The 18,369-nt window shown below is 46.0% G+C and carries 19 protein-coding genes and 1 tRNA gene; 18 read left to right on the forward strand and 2 right to left on the reverse strand.

Annotated features, from left to right (window positions below; genetic code table 11):
• Positions 1-553: 553 nt before the first annotated feature.
• The 5 genes from noc to GRF59_RS21485 all read left to right on the forward strand — a co-directional run bounded on the left by noc (position 554) and on the right by GRF59_RS21485 (position 5,270).
• A complete protein-coding gene (gene noc, locus GRF59_RS21465) occupies positions 554-1,369 on the forward strand; it encodes a nucleoid occlusion protein (protein ID WP_160499780.1) in 816 nt (271 codons plus the stop codon).
• Between the two features lie 368 nt (positions 1,370-1,737).
• Complete coding sequence (locus GRF59_RS21470) at positions 1,738-2,499, forward strand: AAA family ATPase (RefSeq protein ID WP_160499781.1); 762 nt, start codon at positions 1,738-1,740, stop codon at positions 2,497-2,499.
• A complete protein-coding gene (locus tag GRF59_RS21475) occupies positions 2,492-3,331 on the forward strand; it encodes a ParB/RepB/Spo0J family partition protein (RefSeq protein ID WP_160499782.1) in 840 nt (279 codons plus the stop codon). The genes GRF59_RS21470 and GRF59_RS21475 overlap by 8 nt, the downstream gene beginning before the upstream one ends.
• Positions 3,332-3,528: 197 nt before the next feature.
• Positions 3,529-4,680: an aminotransferase class V-fold PLP-dependent enzyme gene (locus GRF59_RS21480; RefSeq protein ID WP_160499783.1), complete on the forward strand. Its 1,152-nt coding sequence runs from the start codon at positions 3,529-3,531 to the stop codon at positions 4,678-4,680.
• Between the two features lie 89 nt (positions 4,681-4,769).
• The gene (locus tag GRF59_RS21485; protein WP_160499784.1) at positions 4,770-5,270 is read left to right on the forward strand and encodes a DUF4446 family protein; all 501 of its coding nucleotides are present in this window, start codon (positions 4,770-4,772) and stop codon (positions 5,268-5,270) included.
• On the opposite strand, the gene yyaC is transcribed toward GRF59_RS21485, so the two are convergent.
• On the reverse strand, positions 5,245-5,850 hold the full coding sequence (yyaC, locus tag GRF59_RS21490) for a spore protease YyaC (protein ID WP_160499785.1): 606 nt from the start codon (positions 5,848-5,850) through the stop codon (positions 5,245-5,247). The genes GRF59_RS21485 and yyaC overlap by 26 nt on opposite strands.
• A gap of 106 nt (positions 5,851-5,956) precedes the next feature.
• Between yyaC and GRF59_RS21495 the strand changes: the two genes are divergently transcribed.
• The 4 genes from GRF59_RS21495 (at position 5,957) to GRF59_RS21510 (ending at position 7,517) form a co-directional block, all read left to right on the forward strand.
• Positions 5,957-6,211 carry a putative Se/S carrier protein gene (locus GRF59_RS21495; protein WP_160499786.1) on the forward strand — a complete coding sequence of 85 codons (255 nt, stop codon included), beginning with the start codon at positions 5,957-5,959 and terminating at the stop codon, positions 6,209-6,211.
• 15 nt (positions 6,212-6,226) lie between these two features.
• Positions 6,227-7,147 (forward strand): mechanosensitive ion channel family protein, encoded by a 921-nt coding sequence (locus GRF59_RS21500; protein WP_160500263.1) that lies wholly within the window; start codon positions 6,227-6,229, stop codon positions 7,145-7,147.
• Between the two features lie 2 nt (positions 7,148-7,149).
• Positions 7,150-7,368 carry a DUF951 domain-containing protein gene (locus GRF59_RS21505; RefSeq protein WP_160499787.1) on the forward strand — a complete coding sequence of 73 codons (219 nt, stop codon included), beginning with the start codon at positions 7,150-7,152 and terminating at the stop codon, positions 7,366-7,368.
• Positions 7,369-7,426: 58 nt separating this feature from the next.
• Positions 7,427-7,517, forward strand: a tRNA-Ser gene (locus GRF59_RS21510).
• A 427-nt stretch (positions 7,518-7,944) separates the two neighbouring features.
• Here the strand turns inward: GRF59_RS21510 and GRF59_RS21515 are convergent.
• Positions 7,945-8,139, reverse strand: a complete 195-nt coding sequence (locus GRF59_RS21515) for a YjzC family protein (RefSeq protein ID WP_160499788.1) — start codon at positions 8,137-8,139, stop codon at positions 7,945-7,947.
• A 472-nt stretch (positions 8,140-8,611) separates the two neighbouring features.
• On the opposite strand from GRF59_RS21515, the gene rpsF reads away from it, so the two are divergent.
• The 9 genes from rpsF to GRF59_RS21560 all read left to right on the forward strand — a co-directional run bounded on the left by rpsF (position 8,612) and on the right by GRF59_RS21560 (position 18,351).
• Entirely contained in the window at positions 8,612-8,896 is a 285-nt protein-coding gene (gene rpsF / locus GRF59_RS21520; RefSeq protein ID WP_160499789.1) for a 30S ribosomal protein S6, read from the forward strand.
• Between the two features lie 50 nt (positions 8,897-8,946).
• Positions 8,947-9,426 (forward strand): single-stranded DNA-binding protein, encoded by a 480-nt coding sequence (gene ssb, locus GRF59_RS21525; protein WP_160499790.1) that lies wholly within the window; start codon positions 8,947-8,949, stop codon positions 9,424-9,426.
• Between the two features lie 21 nt (positions 9,427-9,447).
• The gene (gene rpsR, locus GRF59_RS21530) at positions 9,448-9,720 is read left to right on the forward strand and encodes a 30S ribosomal protein S18 (protein ID WP_076172485.1); all 273 of its coding nucleotides are present in this window, start codon (positions 9,448-9,450) and stop codon (positions 9,718-9,720) included.
• A gap of 156 nt (positions 9,721-9,876) precedes the next feature.
• The gene (locus GRF59_RS21535) at positions 9,877-11,706 is read left to right on the forward strand and encodes a cache domain-containing sensor histidine kinase (RefSeq protein WP_237391964.1); all 1,830 of its coding nucleotides are present in this window, start codon (positions 9,877-9,879) and stop codon (positions 11,704-11,706) included.
• Positions 11,699-13,282: a response regulator transcription factor gene (locus tag GRF59_RS21540; RefSeq protein ID WP_160499792.1), complete on the forward strand. Its 1,584-nt coding sequence runs from the start codon at positions 11,699-11,701 to the stop codon at positions 13,280-13,282. The genes GRF59_RS21535 and GRF59_RS21540 overlap by 8 nt, the downstream gene beginning before the upstream one ends.
• Positions 13,283-13,467: 185 nt before the next feature.
• Positions 13,468-14,406, forward strand: a complete 939-nt coding sequence (locus GRF59_RS21545) for an ABC transporter permease (RefSeq protein ID WP_160499793.1) — start codon at positions 13,468-13,470, stop codon at positions 14,404-14,406.
• A 24-nt stretch (positions 14,407-14,430) separates the two neighbouring features.
• Positions 14,431-15,342: a carbohydrate ABC transporter permease gene (locus GRF59_RS21550; RefSeq protein WP_160499794.1), complete on the forward strand. Its 912-nt coding sequence runs from the start codon at positions 14,431-14,433 to the stop codon at positions 15,340-15,342.
• Positions 15,343-15,454: 112 nt separating this feature from the next.
• Positions 15,455-16,927: an ABC transporter substrate-binding protein gene (locus GRF59_RS21555; protein ID WP_160499795.1), complete on the forward strand. Its 1,473-nt coding sequence runs from the start codon at positions 15,455-15,457 to the stop codon at positions 16,925-16,927.
• A gap of 137 nt (positions 16,928-17,064) precedes the next feature.
• The gene (locus tag GRF59_RS21560; protein ID WP_160499796.1) at positions 17,065-18,351 is read left to right on the forward strand and encodes a glycoside hydrolase family 125 protein; all 1,287 of its coding nucleotides are present in this window, start codon (positions 17,065-17,067) and stop codon (positions 18,349-18,351) included.
• Positions 18,352-18,369 lie beyond the last annotated feature (18 nt).

Consider the following 18,369-nt stretch of genomic DNA (forward strand, 5'->3'; position numbering starts at 1 on the left):
TCACAGTTTGATATAGAAATGAATGTTAGAGGAATGTTTCACGTGAAACATTCCTCTTTTTGTGCAATCCGGAAGAATGGTATACATGCGATTTACATCAACGATATGTGGTATGCTGTTAGGCTATAGATGAGATGAGCACGAAGGATTATTCGGAGTTTCTATAGATCTAAATCAAAGGGTTTTGATGAAAATATATGGATAATAACGGAATGTGCAGGATTAAAAAAGAATGTCATAAAGACCGAAAAAATAAGTGTACAGCAGGAAAAAAAGAGCACTTTGGAGAATAGGATTATATGAAAAAAAGTGGTAGAATAGAGAGAGTTGTTATTGAAAGTTTTAAATGTTGATTTGACGTAACGGTTGAACGGAGCGCAAGGCGCTAAGCATGTTTGTTCCATGGAAAAGTATGGAGTAAACATACGGCTTGAAAGCGGTATAAAGACATATTTTCAACATACGAGGTTCGAAGGAAACTTACTTACTGCAAATGATGCTAGCCAAGCGCTTTGCCAAAGTGCTATTACGAAATTAGGTGGTAATATACGGAATGAAAGAACAATTCTCTAAATTGTTTGGTTTGACGGAGAAGAGCAACGGCGATGAAGTGAAACAAGTCCCTGTGGGCGAGATCGTCAGCAGTCCTTATCAGCCCCGCACGATTTTTGATGATGAGAAGATTGATGAGTTGTGCCAGACCATCAAGACCCATGGTGTCATCCAGCCGATTGTTGTACGTGTCCGCAACTCCAAATACGAAATCATTGCCGGAGAACGGCGTTGGCGTGCTGTAACGAAACTTGGGATGGAAACAATCCCAGCAATTGTTCGCGAATTTAATGATTCACAGGCGGCCTCGATCGCATTAATCGAGAATCTGCAGCGTGAAGGATTAACCTCGATCGAGGAAGCGGTAGCTTACCAAAAGCTGATTGATCTCCATCAATTGACTCAGGAAAGCCTCGCTCAGCGCCTCGGAAAAAGTCAGTCTACCATTGCCAATAAAATCCGGTTACTTCATCTGCCAGAAGAAGTGAAAACGGCTTTGATGGAGCGGAAAATAACAGAACGGCATGCTAGGGCCTTACTATCTCTGGATACGGAAGAGCTGCAGCTAAAACTGTTATCTGAAATTATTTCCAAAGAACTCAATGTTAAGCAAACCGAAGCAAGAGTTGCTTATTATAAAGAAGCATCCAAAATTAAAAAATCCAAACGCATTTCCTTTACCAAGGATGTTCGTTTGGCTCTGAATACCATTCGTCAATCCATTGATATGGTTTCCGACTCTGGACTGGCTATTAAAACGACAGAAAATGACCGGGAAGATCATTATGAAATCGTAATACAGATTCCCAAGCGTTAATACTTGTTGCGGTTTAGGCGGCTGGTGAGGCCGCTTTTTTTCAGCCGATGGATGGAGCAAACAGCTTCTGTGATCTCCTTGGCAATGTAAGGGGAGGAGGCAGTTTGCATTTTTGCTGTATTGCGCTTTGAATCAGAAAATAATGAGAAATCGATGCTTGTGGTTCCAGACTCAGGATTTCCTTTTAGGAAAAATGCACTTGTGCAGGGCGAAGCCGCTTCAGCTTGTACCTGGAATTAAAGTTCCGATCCTAATCGGGACGGCTTCTACGAAGCTTATTTCAGGATGTATGCAGCCGATTGTTTTGCTGTGTAACACAATCCCGTGACCTACAAGAAGAGTTTTCATACACAATGAGGTGAAATTGAGTGTCCAAAATCATTGCCATAGCAAACCAAAAAGGCGGAGTGGGAAAAACCACAACCTCCGTCAATCTCGGTGCAGGTTTGGCTTCGCTCGGTAAAAGAGTGCTGCTTGTAGACATTGACCCGCAAGGCAATACCACGAGCGGTGTGGGCGTGAATAAAGCCGATGTTGCCAACTGCATCTATGATGTCATCATCAATGAAGTTCATCCCAAGGAAGCGATTCTTGAGACACAGGTCGAAGGACTGCACATCATTCCGGCTACCATACAGTTGGCAGGAGCGGAAATTGAACTGGTTCCAACCATTTCCCGGGAGCTTCGTCTTAAAAAATCGTTGCAGCTTGTTAAGGCGAACTATGATTATATCCTTATCGATTGTCCGCCTTCATTGGGGATATTAACGATCAATTCGTTGACTGCGGCTGATTCGGTCATTATTCCGATTCAATGTGAATACTACGCGCTGGAAGGTTTGAGCCAACTGCTCAATTCCGTACGGCTAGTGCAAAAACATCTGAATACTTCACTGCAGATTGAAGGAGTGCTGCTTACGATGTTGGACGCACGCACAAATCTTGGTATTCAGGTCATTGAAGAAGTGAAAAAATATTTCCAGGAAAAAGTTTACCGCACCATTATTCCTCGGAATGTCCGCTTAAGTGAAGCTCCATCCCATGGACAATCCATCATGACTTATGATCCTCGTTCAAAGGGTGCAGAAGTTTATTTAGAGTTGGCAAAGGAAGTGATTTCTTATGAGTAAACGACTGGGCAAAGGACTTGATGCATTAATTCCTTCCCTTTCCATCAATGATGATGACAAAATTGTGGAGATTCCACTCAGCCAACTGCGGGCGAATCCTTATCAACCGCGAAAAGACTTTAATGAAGAATCCATCCAGGAATTAGCTGAATCGATTCGCCAGCACGGTGTGATACAGCCTATTATCGTTCGAAGCGTGTTGAAGGGTTATGAAATCATTGCTGGTGAAAGACGCTTTCGTGCATCACAGTTTTGTGGGAAGGCAACGATTCCGGCCGTTGTTAGGGGCTTTAGTGATCAGCAGGTCATGGAGATCGCGTTGATTGAAAACCTGCAACGTGAAAACCTGAATGCGATGGAGGTTGCGGTTGCTTATCAGGGTTTAATGGATCAATACTCACTCACACAAGAAGAATTGTCGCTCAAGGTAGGGAAATCCAGATCTCATATTGCTAATTTTCTAAGATTGCTTTCGCTTCCAGAGGAAGTGAAGGATTATGTTTCACGTGGAACATTGTCCATGGGTCATGCTCGTGCCATTGTGGGATTGAAGGATGCGGCACTTATCAAAGAGCTTGCTAAGCAATGTGTGGCGAACGAGTGGAGTGTTCGCGAGCTCGAAGAAGCGGTTAAAAGTCTGGACCGCAAAGCAGTGGATAAAAACAAAGTCAAAGTAAAAAAACGTGATCCATATATCGATAACCTGGAAGAATCTTTGCGTGAGAGATTCAGAACAACGGTTAAAATAAAACAAAACAAAGAAAAAGGCAAAATAGAATTGAACTATTACAGCAAACAGGATCTGGAGAGACTGTTGGAGCTTTTGCAGTAAGAGTAATCTTATGATCAAGCCAAGGTGACATGTCCGGCTGTAACCCCGACAGGGGAAGGGGATATGTCATTCTCTATTTTATGGGAGGAAAGCGAAGAGGCCATCAAAGAGAATGTTTATGTCTTAACGCTAGGCAGACTTTGGCTGAAATCACGATCCGACTGTAGAATGAAGAAGATCTGAAGGGGGAACGCCCAGTGAAGCCACTTGTGTATTTGGATCATGCCGCTACGTCATGGCCCAAGCCTCCTGAGGTAATGCTGGCTATGCAGAAGGCGATGGATGAGGCGGCAGCTAATCCGGGGCGTGGAAGCCATCAAATGGCTGTGAAGGCGAGCAGAGTGCTGTTTGAGTCACGCAGGGTTCTTTCTCGGCTATTTCAGGTTCATAATCCGAATGACGTGGTATTTACTCATAACACAACGGAAGCCCTGAATTTGGCGATCAAGGGATTGCTCCATGAGGGTGATTATGTTGTGGCGACGATGGTTGAACATAATTCCGTGAGAAGACCGCTTGAGTTTTTGAAAAGGACACTTGGAATTCGTGTGGAGTATATACCGGTTGACAGCCAAGGCAACGTTGATATGCAAAAGCTAAGGTCAGCTTTGTCCAGACGCCCTAAATTAGTTGTTTGCACTCATAGTTCAAATTTGCTGGGAAGTATTCTGCCTATTGCAGAAATCGGGGAGATGGCACATGAGCAAGGCGCCATTTTTTTGGTGGATGCGGCACAAAGCGCAGGACGCCTTGAAATTGACGTGAATGCTATGCATGTGGATTTATTGGCTTTTCCTGGACATAAGGGCCTACTCGGACCACAGGGAACCGGAGGATTGTATATATCCCCATCCGTAGATTTGGAGCCGTTCTTGCACGGAGGAACAGGGAGCCAGTCCGAAGAAATAGAACAACCTGCTGTTCGTCCGGACCGGTATGAAGCTGGCACGCCCAACACGATAGGAATCGCCGGCTTGAAGGCAGGCGTCACGAAAGTGTTTGAATTGACGTCGCAGCGGATCTATCAGCATGAGTGGAGCCTGACACAGCAGATTATGGATGGTATAGAGGATATACCAGGTCTTCGGATCCTGGGCCCGGATAAGGGTGAGCCGAGAACAGGAATTGTGTCGTTCGTATCAACTGAAATAGACTCGAGCCGAATCGCTTTTCAGCTCGATAGGGAATACGGAATTGCTGTCCGTGCGGGTATGCACTGTACGCCGCTTGCACATGAGGCTGTTGATACACTACAAACCGGTGCGGTTCGTGCGAGTGTTGGAATAGATACCACTGCCGAAGAAGTGGAGCTACTGATTAGCGCTGTGAAAAACATTTGCGGCGCGTGAAAATTCATGTGAATGGATAAGTTGACGATGATCAGCAAAAATAAGGAATAACCGGTTAGATCAAGAATGAGGAAAAGGAATGAACAGCAATGTCGGACTTGAATAGTTTAATCATGGAACAGCTGCAGTGGTTTATCGGCGGGGTAATACTCCTCATTTTGATCTTGCTCGTTATGGTGCTTACGCAAGGTGCGAAGCTCAGAAAAATGCGCCGCAAATATGATTTGATGATGGAAGGAAGCGGAGTCGAGAACCTCGAAACCCTGCTGATTGATTTGAAAGTGCAAATGGATAGTATTGAAGATGAGCAGGAGCAGCAACGCAAATCTCTGGAAATACTTCTCACTAAGCTGCAGCAGGTGAAGGGCAAAGTGGGCATTAAACGTTACAATGCATTCAGCGATCAAGGAAGCGATTTGAGCTTTTCGCTTGCAATTGTGGATGAAAAGAAAAATGGAGTTGTCATTTCAGCTCTTTACAGCCGTGACAGCTCCTATGTGTATGCCAAGCCGTTAGCGGCTGGCGAGTCGACATATGCCTTGTCTCCAGAAGAAGTGGAAGCGATTAGTCTAGCCGTGCAACAAGGGTAGCGCGGGACTTCCATTCCTGAATCGCTGAGTGTAGACTGGTGGCAATGATATCAGATAAACGGACAACGAGACTTAAACGCGTGTTCTGCAATACAAAATATTCCATGAAGCCGCCGACATTAACGATACCCGTCAAATGGATATCGCCAACCGGCGGTAATTCTTTATGTACACCTGCACCGGGTTTTAAGGGGCCGTTTGCGACTTGGATACAACCCACACTGGCTGATTGTCCCAGACAGGCGTCGATGCCAATCACGAAAGGGTTATCATACAAGGCATAAATAGAGGAAAGAGTATCCTGCAAATTCACTGCATGGACAGGCTCCTCCAGCGTGCCGAATAAATGGAACCATGGGCTATTATAGCGTGCCAAAGCGGTACCCACCAAAGGACCCAGGCAATCTCCAGTAGAGCGATCGGTACCAATGCAGACAATAATGACCTGTTGTTTGTCTTCAGCTTGCGAGAGGTGAAACAAAAGACGGTGAATGATTGCAGAATGGATTTCAGGGTCCGTGTGTGGTATTTTTAAGCATGAAAGCTGCTGTTGCTGGGAAGGTTTGGGCAGCTGTGTCATAGAATCTTCCTTTCAAGTGCAATTGGTAGTATCTAGTATATGGACCGTTGCATGTTTTTATACTTCCTGAGACAAGCAATTTATTACGGAAGGCGGCCCTTGAAAAATGGAATCGTGGATGTTGATTGCTTTCGACTCGACGCAGCAGGCGCTAAGAGCTGAAATGCTGCTGGAGTATGCCGATATTGAAATTGACCTTTTTCCTACACCGAAAACCATTACGGCCGGCTGCGCCTTATCCATTCTGTTCCCGGAGGAGGAGCTGGCTTCGGTTCAGCAAATCATTGTACAAGAACTTGTGGAAATCAGAGGAATCTACTACAAAGACAACCAAGATAGATATATAAGCATCGAAGGATAGGGGGTAGAGGAATTGATGTATCCATACTGGCTGGAAGCAGAGACCAGTGAACTTGAAGGGGCTGTGGATAAAGCAGTGAAATTCAGTGATAAGATATGGGACTGGTTTACGAATGTGGATATGTGGACAAATGTTTTGTTCTCAGGGATCCGGATTATTGTGCTGTTTCTGGTTACCCGTGTCATTATCCGCGTTGTATCCAAATTGATAGACCGGACGTTGTCTCACCGAGAGCAGAGAAGAATCAACGTGAACCCCCGCCGGTTTGCAACGGTTGCAGAGCTCTTGAAAAATGTTACAGCGGTCACCTGTAATTTCGTCATGCTGCTGCTGATCCTATCGGAGTTCAATTTTCACCTGGGACCGCTCTTGGCAGGGGCTGGCGTGCTTGGTCTTGCGATCGGTTTTGGCGCTCAGAGTTTGGTCAAGGATGTGATTACCGGCTTCTTTATTATCCTGGAAGACCAATTTGCAGTAGGAGACGTCATTCAAACAGGGACCTACCAAGGAACCGTCGAATTAATCGGGCTTCGTTCCACGCGGATTGTCAGCATGAATGGGGAAACCTATATCCTGCCAAACGGAATGATTACAAGTGTAACGAATTATTCCTTTTCCAATGCGCTTGCAATGGTAGATTTGCCAGTGAAAAACGAACGAACACTTGAGGATACGGTAGGGTTGATCAAACAGGCACTAGCGGGCTTGCAGGAGCGGGATGGCAATATTATCGCTGTTCCGGATGTGCTTGGAATTCAGTCCATGAGCACCAGTGAGTATGTGGTTCGTATAGTGGCTCAATGTGTACCGAATACGAGATCGGAAGTGGAACGGACCATTCTGGAGAATATTAAGCAGGCAATGGAATTTGAAGAGATGCAAAAGCAAGCTTTAGCAGAGTTATCAGCTGCGGAAGAAAGCGAAGGGGGAGAATAGGGATGGAACGCAAGGTGTTTCAGCTCGGAGACGTCGTCCAAATGAAAAAAAATCATCCATGCGGAAGCAATGAAATGGAAATTATTCGTATGGGAATGGATATTCGAATCAAGTGCGTAGGCTGCCAGCATAGTGTGTTAATCCCTCGCGCCAAATTCGAGAAAAACATGAAAAAGGTGCTCCGTTCCAAGGAAGCAGGGGAAGAAGCAAACGATAAGTAAAATTTGTAAGGCTTGTCTTGCAAATATGGTAATCTTATGATATAATCAATTTTGCTGCGGAAAGGTACCCAAGAGGTCCAAGGGGGCTGACTCGAAATCAGTTAGGCGTCGCAAGGCGTGCGAGGGTTCGAATCCCTCTCTTTCCGCCACATTCCCTTTTTCATCAAATATACTTCATGGAATAACGTAAACGGATAAAACCTTTGGCCCGTCATCGCCAAAGGTTTTTTGCATTTTCTGAATGAAAAATCGCTACGTTTGATGGTATAAGATATATGCAAACCAAAGAAGGACCCGAAAGGTCCTTCTGTTTGGCAGACGGTACTTAAATGGATTTTGGAATTCGTTCTACAACTAACACGTCAGTTGAAACTTTGGATAAGCCGAGGAGCAATCTAGGACTGCTCCAGACAAAATGTCTTTGGCACGTCCCTCCGCTTCTGTAATGTTATGCTGTTTCTGACTCCCAGTGATTTGTTACGCAGCTCAGGCCCAACGGAACCACACCTCTCTCGTAACCGTCTAATTGTATTATCTGCAGCTTGTACAGAATTATGCATCGTTTCGGAAAATAAATTAATGCACCTGGGCTTTGCTTTTTTTCTTCCACTTGCGGTCCTTGTTCGTGGTTTGGGGGAACGTTTCCCCCCGCTCCAAAGTAACCATTTTCGGGTCTTGGATTTCCGTATGAAAGCTAGCCTCGCCAACCTCCATATATACTCCCGGGTTCGGAGCTTTATCTCCCGGTTCGAATTCGCTTTTTTCACCCATAGCAGGACAGACCTCCTTTGTAAAAGAAAATAAACTGCTTTTGTAGTGTTTACACATCATGGCGGATCCAACACGACTGTTCCATTCCAATAATTGCATTCATCCCATCGTCTTCTGTTGAAGTTCTCAAGACCATTACCTAACTCCATGCACAGTAGATCGGCTCTGTACGTCGGGGTGAAGGGAGACAGAGGTTGATCATAAAGGTCTGCGGTTTGTCATTCCACCTTCAGATGATTCGGATACTCCTTTCTATAGAAAGAAGAGAATGGAAGTAGGAATATATATGGGGGCGTAAGAGGGCATTATCAAGTATTCATATTGAGATGGAAGAACCCTCGTCGTAAAGACTTGGAAAAGCAAACAGCTTGCATCTGATATAACAATTTGTTATATTAATATGGTGCGAGTTTAGGCTCGCTCCTTGTTCCTGACTCGATCAGGGGCCGAAGTCCATAAGGAGGTGAAAGTTATGCGCAAATATGAAGTGATGTACATTATTCGTCCGGATATTGAACAAGAAGCTGTTCAAGCTGCAGTCGATAAATTCCAAGGCATCATGTCCAACGGTGGAGAAATCACGAAGCATGAAGTGATGGGTAAACGTCGTCTTGCGTATGAGATCAAAAAATTCCGTGATGGCACTTTTGTTCTGGTAAACTTCAGTGCAACACCTGAAGTCGTTGCCGAGCTTGAGCGTATCATGAAAATTTCCGACGAAGTCATTCGTTATCTCATTACTCTTGACGTTGCTTAAGACCAAACTTTTGGCGTAAGTGATGAATTCGTTCGAAGGAGGGGATTAGATTGTTGAACCGTGTAATTTTGATTGGCCGTTTAACCAAGGATCCTGAGCTTCGCTATACTCCTGCCGGAGTTGCGGTAACGCAGTTCACGCTGGCCGTAGACAGACCGTTTACGTCGCAAGGCGGGGAGCGGGAAGCGGATTTTATTCCAGTGGTGACTTGGAGACAGCTAGCTGAGACCTGTGCAAACTACTTGCGCAAAGGCCGTTTGACGGCAGTTGAGGGTCGCATCCAGGTACGCAATTACGAGAATAACGAAGGTAAACGTGTATACGTCACCGAAGTCATTGCCGATAACGTACGTTTCCTGGAATCGAACCGCGATGGCGGCGGCAGCGGTGGTCAAGCTCCGCGTGAAGAGTCCTCTTTTGGAGGCGGAAACCGTGGGAATAATAATTACTCCCGGAACAATTCCAATCAAGATCCTTTTTCCGATGACGGAAAACCGATAGATATTTCGGATGATGATTTGCCATTTTAATTAGGGAAAGGACTGAACAGCATGGCTTTTAAACAAAGAGAAGGCGGAGACAACGATAAAAGACCGGCTCGCCGCGGCGGCCGTAACAAACGTCGTAAAGTGTGCTTCTTCACTGTGAACAAAATTACTCACATTGACTATAAAGACACAGACCTGCTGAAGAAATTCATCAGCGAACGCGGAAAAATTTTGCCACGTCGTGTTACTGGCACGAGTGCAAAATACCAACGCATGCTGACGATTGCGATCAAACGCTCCCGTCAAATCGCGTTGCTGCCTTACACAACGGAATAGTCCGTTACGCGTACAAGACCAGCATTCTGGATAACCCCAGGATGCTGGTTTTTTGCATTGTTCAAAACTCCGACATTTGAATAAGGGGATAGGGAAGAGGTATCATAATATCTGTCATCATTAAGGTAGCCTTAAGGGAAGTGAGAAGTGAGAACGATGCTGAAGAGAAGCTACCAGAAATACATCAAGAATAAGCTCTTTAATAAAATGATTCTGATTTATACGATTATTACCACGACCACGTTTTTGACGCTGGCTTTCGTGATTTATTATTTTATTTCACAATCCTTTCAGGAAAAGGAACTGGCGGCCCAGCAGAAAACGGTGCATAGTGTATCCGAATATTTAGATCTGAAGATGACCAACGCAGAGCAGGCCGTGCTGCAAATCTATCAGGATAATGCATTGTCAGACGATTTCCTGGCATTTATGAAAAATGATTATGAAACATACATCAAGCATCATTTGGACGTGTATACAGAGTCCGGCTATTTTGCATCCCGGAGTGTGGATAGCTTTATTCGGGGACAGATCGAAAAGGACACGGACCTGTCCAGCATTATGCTTTACAGCAAGGATAAACGATTCGTATACCGTTATGAGCAAAATGATAACCAGGAGTACCAGCAGTTGAAGGAAGGCGAGGCAATTCCCCAGGAAATGGTTCCTTTGCTGGGCAAGGATCTATCAGGGGATATTAATCTGAAATTCAATACGGTGATTGCTTCACCCGAAACAGGAACGTACAGCATCGCTTACCGGATTAACGATCCATCAACGCTCAAGGACGTCGGATATATTTTGCTTGTGTATCCTACCCAAAATATTTTCAAAGCCATCGATAACATGAATCAGAATTTTACCGGGCACTTGCTGGTCATGCTGCCAAACGGAGAAATCATGTTCGACACAGCAGCGAAGCCAACCTCATCGAAATACCCCTATTACGAGCAGGTTATGTCCGTAAAGGGACAGGAGCGGTTGATGCTCGATGAGAATTCCTATGTTACCCGGCAGGATAACGGCAAGTCCAAACTGGAAGTGGTGCAGGTCGTTCATGTATCTGAAGTGCAAAAAAGCTACGGCCATCTGAAGCGCTTGATTATTAGTTTGACGGGGCTCAGCATTCTGGTGACTTTTATATTATCCTATCTGGCGGTGAAAAACGTATCGAACCGGACGCAAAATATTATCCGGGGGATGAGAGTCGTGCGAAACGGTAATTTATCGGTGCGACTGCCTGTTGTACGGGAAGATGAGCTTGGTGATATATCAGCCAGCTTCAATCAGATGTGCGAAGATCTCAACCGTCATATTCATCAGGTCTATATATCCGAAATAAAGCAAAAACATGCGGAGCTGGTGGCTTTTCAGGCTCAGATTAACCCGCATTTTCTATATAACACGCTAGAAGTGATCCGAATGAGGGCGATTGCCAAGGGAGCGGATGATGTAGCGGAAATGACCTATATCTTATCGTCCCTTTTCAAATATCTGGTGAAGAAAGAAACGATGGTCAAGGTAAGTGAGGAAATCGAGAATTCGCGGAATTACCTGGAAATGTTCCGGATTCGTTATAAAGAACGTTTTCACTTTACAATCGAGGTCGATCCTGAAGTGCAGCAGGCTTCCATTCTGAAGCTGTCGGTACAGCCGGCAATCGAAAATTATATTCTTCACGGCATCCGTTCTGGACGCACGGATAATGCCATTCGGATTCATGCGTATACCGATGAGATGGGAATCCGAATTGATATTGAGGATAACGGCAAAGGCATATCCAGCGAAAAGCTTGCTGAAATTCAAAGCCGTTTGAAGGAACCGGGAGAGTTCTCGTCGGGTTCGCTGGGGCTCAAAAACGTGGCGGAACGCCTGCGGTTGATGTATGGAGACCCGTATGGATTAACCATCGACAGTACACCGGATCAGGGAACGCGGGTCTCAATCTGCATCCCGATTGGAACAGAGGAGGGTCAGCATGTATAAGGTGTTTCTGGTGGACGATGAGCCGTTTATTGTGGAAGGATTGTATTCCATTCTGGACTGGTCCGATTATCAGCTCGAAATCATTGGTAGCGCAGAGAATGGCAAGGAAGCGCTGACTTTACTGCAGGAGCATCCTGCGGATATTTTGATTACGGATATAACCATGCCGGAAATGACAGGCCTTGAACTGATTCGGGAGGCGAGGGCTTTATTTCCGGATTTAAAAATCATTATTCTCAGCGGCTATAATGAATTTAACTATGTAAAAGAGGGCATGCAGTACGGGATCGAAAATTATCTGCTCAAGCCGATTAACGTGGAAGAGCTAAAGCAGACGTTAAAAAGTACGGTGGATAAGATCGAAAGCACGCAGGCACAGACCATAGGACATCAGGATATGGATATTTTACGGAGCAATATCCTGAACCGGTGGTTAATCGGGCAAATCGAACAGGAAGAACTTCTTGAACGCGGGCAACTGCTGAACTTAGGGGTATCGCTCCCTTACTATGAAACCGCTGTGATTAAGCCAATGATTCCGCCGAATCCTCAGCATGAGGATATGATCTTATACCGCAACGAAAAGCTGGAACAGGTTTACCAGCGGGTACGATCCATGACCGAACATGATGAAGCCGCACCGGGTATTTGTTTCGTGGATTGGGACAGCGATATTGTCGTGGTATTCGGATGCAGCAGCAAGGATGATCAGGACATGCTGGAAGAAGCTTTTGGCCAGTTGATTGCTCAGCTGCGCATCATTTATCCGTTTGAGCTGCTGGTATCGATGGGCGAGCTGCAGAGCGGTCTGGACGGGGCTGCGGAAAGTTACCGGGATGCCAAAAGAGTGCAGCAATTTTTCCTGATTAGCCCGCATCATCTGATCCTGACTAACAAACGCCTTGAGGAGCTGAGAAACCAACCGGGGAGCAGTATCCATGTGCCGGATTGGGGCGAATACTCCAGACTACTGCTATCTCTCCAACAGGAAGAGCTTTTGCGCCGGATTGAAGAAGACCTGGATCAATTATCGGGCACGGAGGGCATTACGCCACATCAGGTCCAGAACCGGGTGGTGGAGATGATTATTTGGTTCAAACAGGCTATTAAGGAAGCGAACCTTCCCGATCCGGAAGAGGCAGAGGGGTATAAAAGCATCTTCGCCGGCGTGTTCAGCTCCCTGACGATGGATGAATTAAAGCAGCAGGTGATGCTCGCTGCGCAGAATGTGATGAGTTATCTGAAGGAACAGCAATCGCTAAGCCCGGTGGTCAAACAGGTGCTGACGCAAATTCACGAGCATTATGGAGATGAGCTGTCGCTGAAACTGCTGGGACAAGAGTATAATATCAATCCCGTGTATCTAGGGCAGCTATTCCACCGCGAAACGGGCAAAACGCTATCCGATTACGTGAATTCCTACCGTATAGAAAAGGCCAAGGATCTTCTGAAGCGCTCGAACCTGAAGGTTCAGGAGGTGGCGCGGATGACCGGTTACCTGGATAACAGTTATTTTTTCAGACAATTCAAAAAGTACGTCGGCGTTTCGCCTGCGGAATTTAAAGGACTGGTGTGATCTCGTGGATCACATCAGTTTTTTTTCGTTTTAGTGGGAAAGGCTTACATTTACCTCTTATTTTCCGGTTACATGTGTCTATGGACTTATTTTGTATTTAATTTGTCCATCAATTCTATAGTATTTCAACTTTTTCAGAAAACGCTTTCAAATTATACTGAATGTACAGAGGGGGAGGGACGAACATGAAAGGCTTTGCCAACATGCTAAAAAACATCAGCCGGAACAAGTGGTTTTTGTTGATGGTTTTGCCGGCAACCATTTGGTTCCTGCTATTTTCCTATTTGCCTATGGTGGGTACGATTATAGCTTTTAAAAGCTATCGCTATTCCAGGGACGGATTTTGGGCAAGCTTGTTTCATAGCGACTGGGTCGGATTCAAGAACTTCAAGTTTTTGTTCGCTACCCATGATGCTTACATCATAACGCGGAACACGCTGCTATATAATCTGGCCTTTATTATCCTGGGTCTGATTTGTTCGGTAGCGATGGCCGTTGTATTAAGTGAAATTGTAAATAAAAAACTCGCAAAAGTGTATCAGACGGGGATGTTTCTGCCACACTTTTTGTCATGGGTCATTATCGGTTACTTCGCGTTTGCTTTCTTGAGTGAAGACAAAGGGGTTCTGAACCAGATTCTTACGGGCGTCGGATTGCATCCGATCTCTTGGTACTCGGACAAGACCTATTGGCCTGTCATCTTGATTGTCATGAACGTATGGAAGGAACTCGGATACACAAGCGTCATGTATCTGGCAGCGATCGTCGGGATTGACCGATCTTACTATGAGGCGGCCATGATCGATGGAGCGAGCAAATGGCAGCAGTTCAAGAACATTACGCTGCCGGCAATTTCGCCGCTCATTATTACTCTCACCCTATTGAACGTGGGACGCATTTTCTATTCTGACTTCGGTCTGTTCTTCCAACTGCCACGGGACTCGGGGGCATTGTATGCGGTAACGAACACGATCGACACTTACGTATACCGCGGTCTCACCGCAACAGGCGAAATTGGCATGAGTACCGCCGCCGGATTATATCAATCATTGGTCGGATTTGTTCTGGTCATGGCTGCCAACCTGATCGTTCGGAAGATCGACAAGGACAGCTCATTGTTCTAATTCGGAGAAAAGGGGGTAAAGGCGATGGCCAAAGCAAGAACTTTAAACCAGCCTTCACGGGCATCTAATACGATACTCAATGTAATCGCCGCAGTCTTCTCGATTGCCTGCGTGTTTCCGTTCCTGTTCGTCATCATCATTTCGTTTACGAATGAGAAGGCACTGTCCCGGGACGGATATCGGATCATTCCGAAAGAGTGGAGCCTTGAAGCATACAGATACATCTTCAAAACAGGAGATCAGCTGCTGCGCTCGTTTGGCATTACGGTTCTCATTACCGTGGTGGGGGCACTGCTGTCACTGGTTCTGATTTCGCACTTTGCATATGCGATTTCGCGTTCCAGTTTCCGTTACCGCAATTTCTTTTCATTCATTGCAATCTTTACGATGTTGTTTAACGGAGGGATGGTTCCTTCGTATATCATCAATACCCGCATGCTTCACTTGAAAGATACATTATGGGCGTTGATTCTGCCGCTTGCGGTGAACGCCTTCTACATTATGATTATGAGGACGTTCTACCGGACAACCGTGCCGGATGCCATCGTGGAAGCGGGCAAGATCGACGGTGCCGGCGAGCTGCGCGTATTCTACAGCGTCGTGCTTCCGATCTCGCTTCCGGGACTTGCTACCATCGGTTTGTTCAGCACGCTGGGCTACTGGAATGACTGGTTTAATGCCCTGCTGTACATCGATAATCCGAATTTGGTTCCATTACAAGCGCTTCTGATGCGTATTGAAAACAGCATGCAGTTCCTGGTGACGAACTCCGCACTGAGCGGATCGGGTCAAGGTATGGCCTTGCTCAGCACGCTGCCTCAGGATTCTGCACGAATGGCGATGGTCGTTTTGGCGACGGTTCCGATCGTACTGGCCTATCCATTCTTCCAACGGTTTTTCATTTCCGGTCTTACGGTAGGTGCGGTGAAGGGCTGATTCGTCAGCCTGCCGCCGGCTCCGGCCGTAGGTCAACCCATACCGGTTTGAAAATAGCATTATAAGCTTCGTAAGCAGTATACTTTGATACACAACGAAGGGGGATTTTCACATGTGGAAAAAGAAATTGGCCACCGTGGTCAGCCTGGTCACCGTATTCTCGGTTGTGCTTGCTGGATGCGGCGGATCTAAAGATGAAGGATCTAGCGCAAGCGGCGGAGACAAGAAGGATAAACCTTACCAACTGGTTTGGTACCAAATTGGTGATCCGCAGAAGGATACTAATAAGGTCGTTGAAAAGATCAACGAGTACACCAAAGAGAAAATTAACGCAACCGTTGACCTTAAAATGATCGGATTTGGCGATTACAGCAAAAAAATGCAGGTTATCACCGCTTCCGGTGAACCTTACGATATCGCATTTACTTCTTCTTGGGCAAATGACTACCTGCAAAACGTTTCCAAAGGTGCATTCGTAGAGCTTGACGACCTGCTGGACAGCAAAGGACAAGGAATTGTGAAAGCGCTCGATCCGAAGTTTATTGAAGGCGCGAAAGTAAACGGTAAAATTTACGGCATTCCTACCAATAAAGAAGTGGCAACGCAAAGAGTATTCCGCTTCAACAAGCAATTCGTGGACAAATACAAACTGGACATTTCCAACGTCAGCTCGCTGGAAAGCCTGGAACCAATCTTAAAAACATTCAAAGAAAAAGAAGGATATGCACCACTTTGGGGTGACAAAAACACATCTCCATACCTGGCATATGACTTCATCACTGAAAAATTGCCAATGGCAATTCCGTTTGATTCGACCGATTATAAAGTCGTGAATTTCCTGGATCAACCTGATACAATGAAGACATTCGAAACGCTGCATAAATATTACAAAGCCGGATACCTTCCAGCTGACATTGCAACATCTACCAACTCCGACTATCAGAAAAACGGCAAATGGCTCGTGGATATGGCTGACAGCCAGCCATACGCTGATCTGACTTGGTCCCGTAGCGCGGGTTATGATATCGAATCGAAGGCTGCCGGTGATGCCATTGCGACGAACACGTCCGTTCTTGGCTCTATGATGGCGATCTCCAGCACGTCCGAGAATCCTGAGAAAGCGATGGAATTCCTGAACCTGCTGAACACCGATCCTTATCTCCGCAACCTTGTGGATATGGGTATCGAAGGAACACATTACAAGAAAAACGCTGACGGAACTGTTACGGATCTTCCAGCTGCAAAAGATTATGACATGCCTTCCTTCGCACTTGGCAACGAATTTATCCTGAACCTGTACGACAACGATCCTAAGGATAAATGGGAACAGTTCAAGAAATTTAATACCGATGCAAAAAGCAGTCCGCTGCTTGGTTTCCACTTCGACCCATCGAAAGTGCAAACCGAAATGGCAGCTCTGAAAAACGTATCGGATGAATACATGCCTGCTCTGATGACAGGTACGGTGGATCCGAAGGATTACATCGCCAAAGCGAACCAGAAGTTCAAAGCTGCCGGACTGGATACTGTAATGGCTGAAGTCCAAAAGCAGATCGATGAATGGAAAGCGGCTCAAGGAAAATAAGTTTGATCCCATAGTAGTTCTAGAAGAACATTTTCAACAAAGAAAAGACCTGGACGGCACACATGCGCTTGCCAGGTCTTTCTATTCATGTACAAGCACTGATTTTATTTTAGAATACGAGAGAGGAAGATCCCGCTATGACAACAGTATTGCCGGATGCCATTCAAAAAGCGATGAAGAGGGCGGACGAAACGCTGCAAAACGAGAAGCTTAAAAAGATGTTCCGCCAGTGCTATCCGAACACGCTCGAGACGACCACGAAACGGCTGGAAGATGGCACGACCTTTGTATTCACGGGAGATATTCCGGCCATGTGGCTGCGCGATTCCAGTGCCCAAGTGCGTCAATACCTGCCTTTTGCCAAAGAAGACGAGGATTTGCAGCGTTTGATCGGCGGATTGGTCCGTCGTCAGGTTGAGTGCATCCTGATTGATCCTTACGCGAATGCGTTCAACGAACAGCCGAACTATAAGAGCTGGGATCAGGATTTAACGGAGATGGGTCCATGGATTTGGGAGCGCAAATACGAGATCGACTCGCTTTGCTACCCGATCCAGCTGAGCTATCTGTATTGGAAGGCTACAGGGAATACCGATATTTTTGACGCAAAATATAGAAAAGCAGCAAAATCCATTATTGCGCTGTGGAAAACGGAACAGAACCATTTTGAGGATTCACAGTATCTGTTTGCGCGTACCCAGGGACCGAAATCGGATACGCTTCGCAATAATCGTAAAGGGATGCCGGTCAACTATACCGGAATGACCTGGTCCGGTTTCCGTCCGAGCGATGATGCCTGCACATTCGGATATCTGGTTCCTGCGAATATGTTTGCGGTTGTTGTCTTGGGGTACATGGAAGAAATTGCCCGGGAAATTTATAAAGATGAAGACTTTGAAGAGGCAGCGGCGGTACTGAAGGAGGAAATCGACTTCGGTATCCAAACCTATGGTACCTATCGTCATCCGAAATATGGTAAAATCTATGCTTATGAAACAGATGGATTTGGCAATTATAATCTGATGGATGATGCGAACGTGCCAAGTCTGCTGTCCATTCCATACATCGGTTACGCCGATAAGAACGACCCGGTATACCAAAATACGAGACGTTTTATTCTGAGCGAGGAAAATCCTTATTATTATGAGGGTACAGCAGCGAAAGGCATTGGCAGCCCGCATACGCCTGACCGATACATTTGGCATATCAGTCTAGCCATGCAGGCGCTGACCTCGAATGATCCGGCCGAAGTGCAGGAAATCGTCGATACCATTTTGCGCACGGATGCGGATACCGGTTTTATGCATGAAGGATTTAACGTGGACGACCCTTCCCAGTTTACGCGCCCTTGGTTTGCATGGGCCAACAGTATCTTTGCGGAACTGATCTGGGGACTGATCGAAGAAGGACAAATAAAATTGTAACGCTGATCCATGGGAGCG

The sequence above is a fragment of the Paenibacillus dendrobii genome (assembly GCF_009807035.1).
Classification (GTDB): Bacteria; Bacillota; Bacilli; order Paenibacillales; family Paenibacillaceae; genus Paenibacillus_AQ; species Paenibacillus_AQ dendrobii.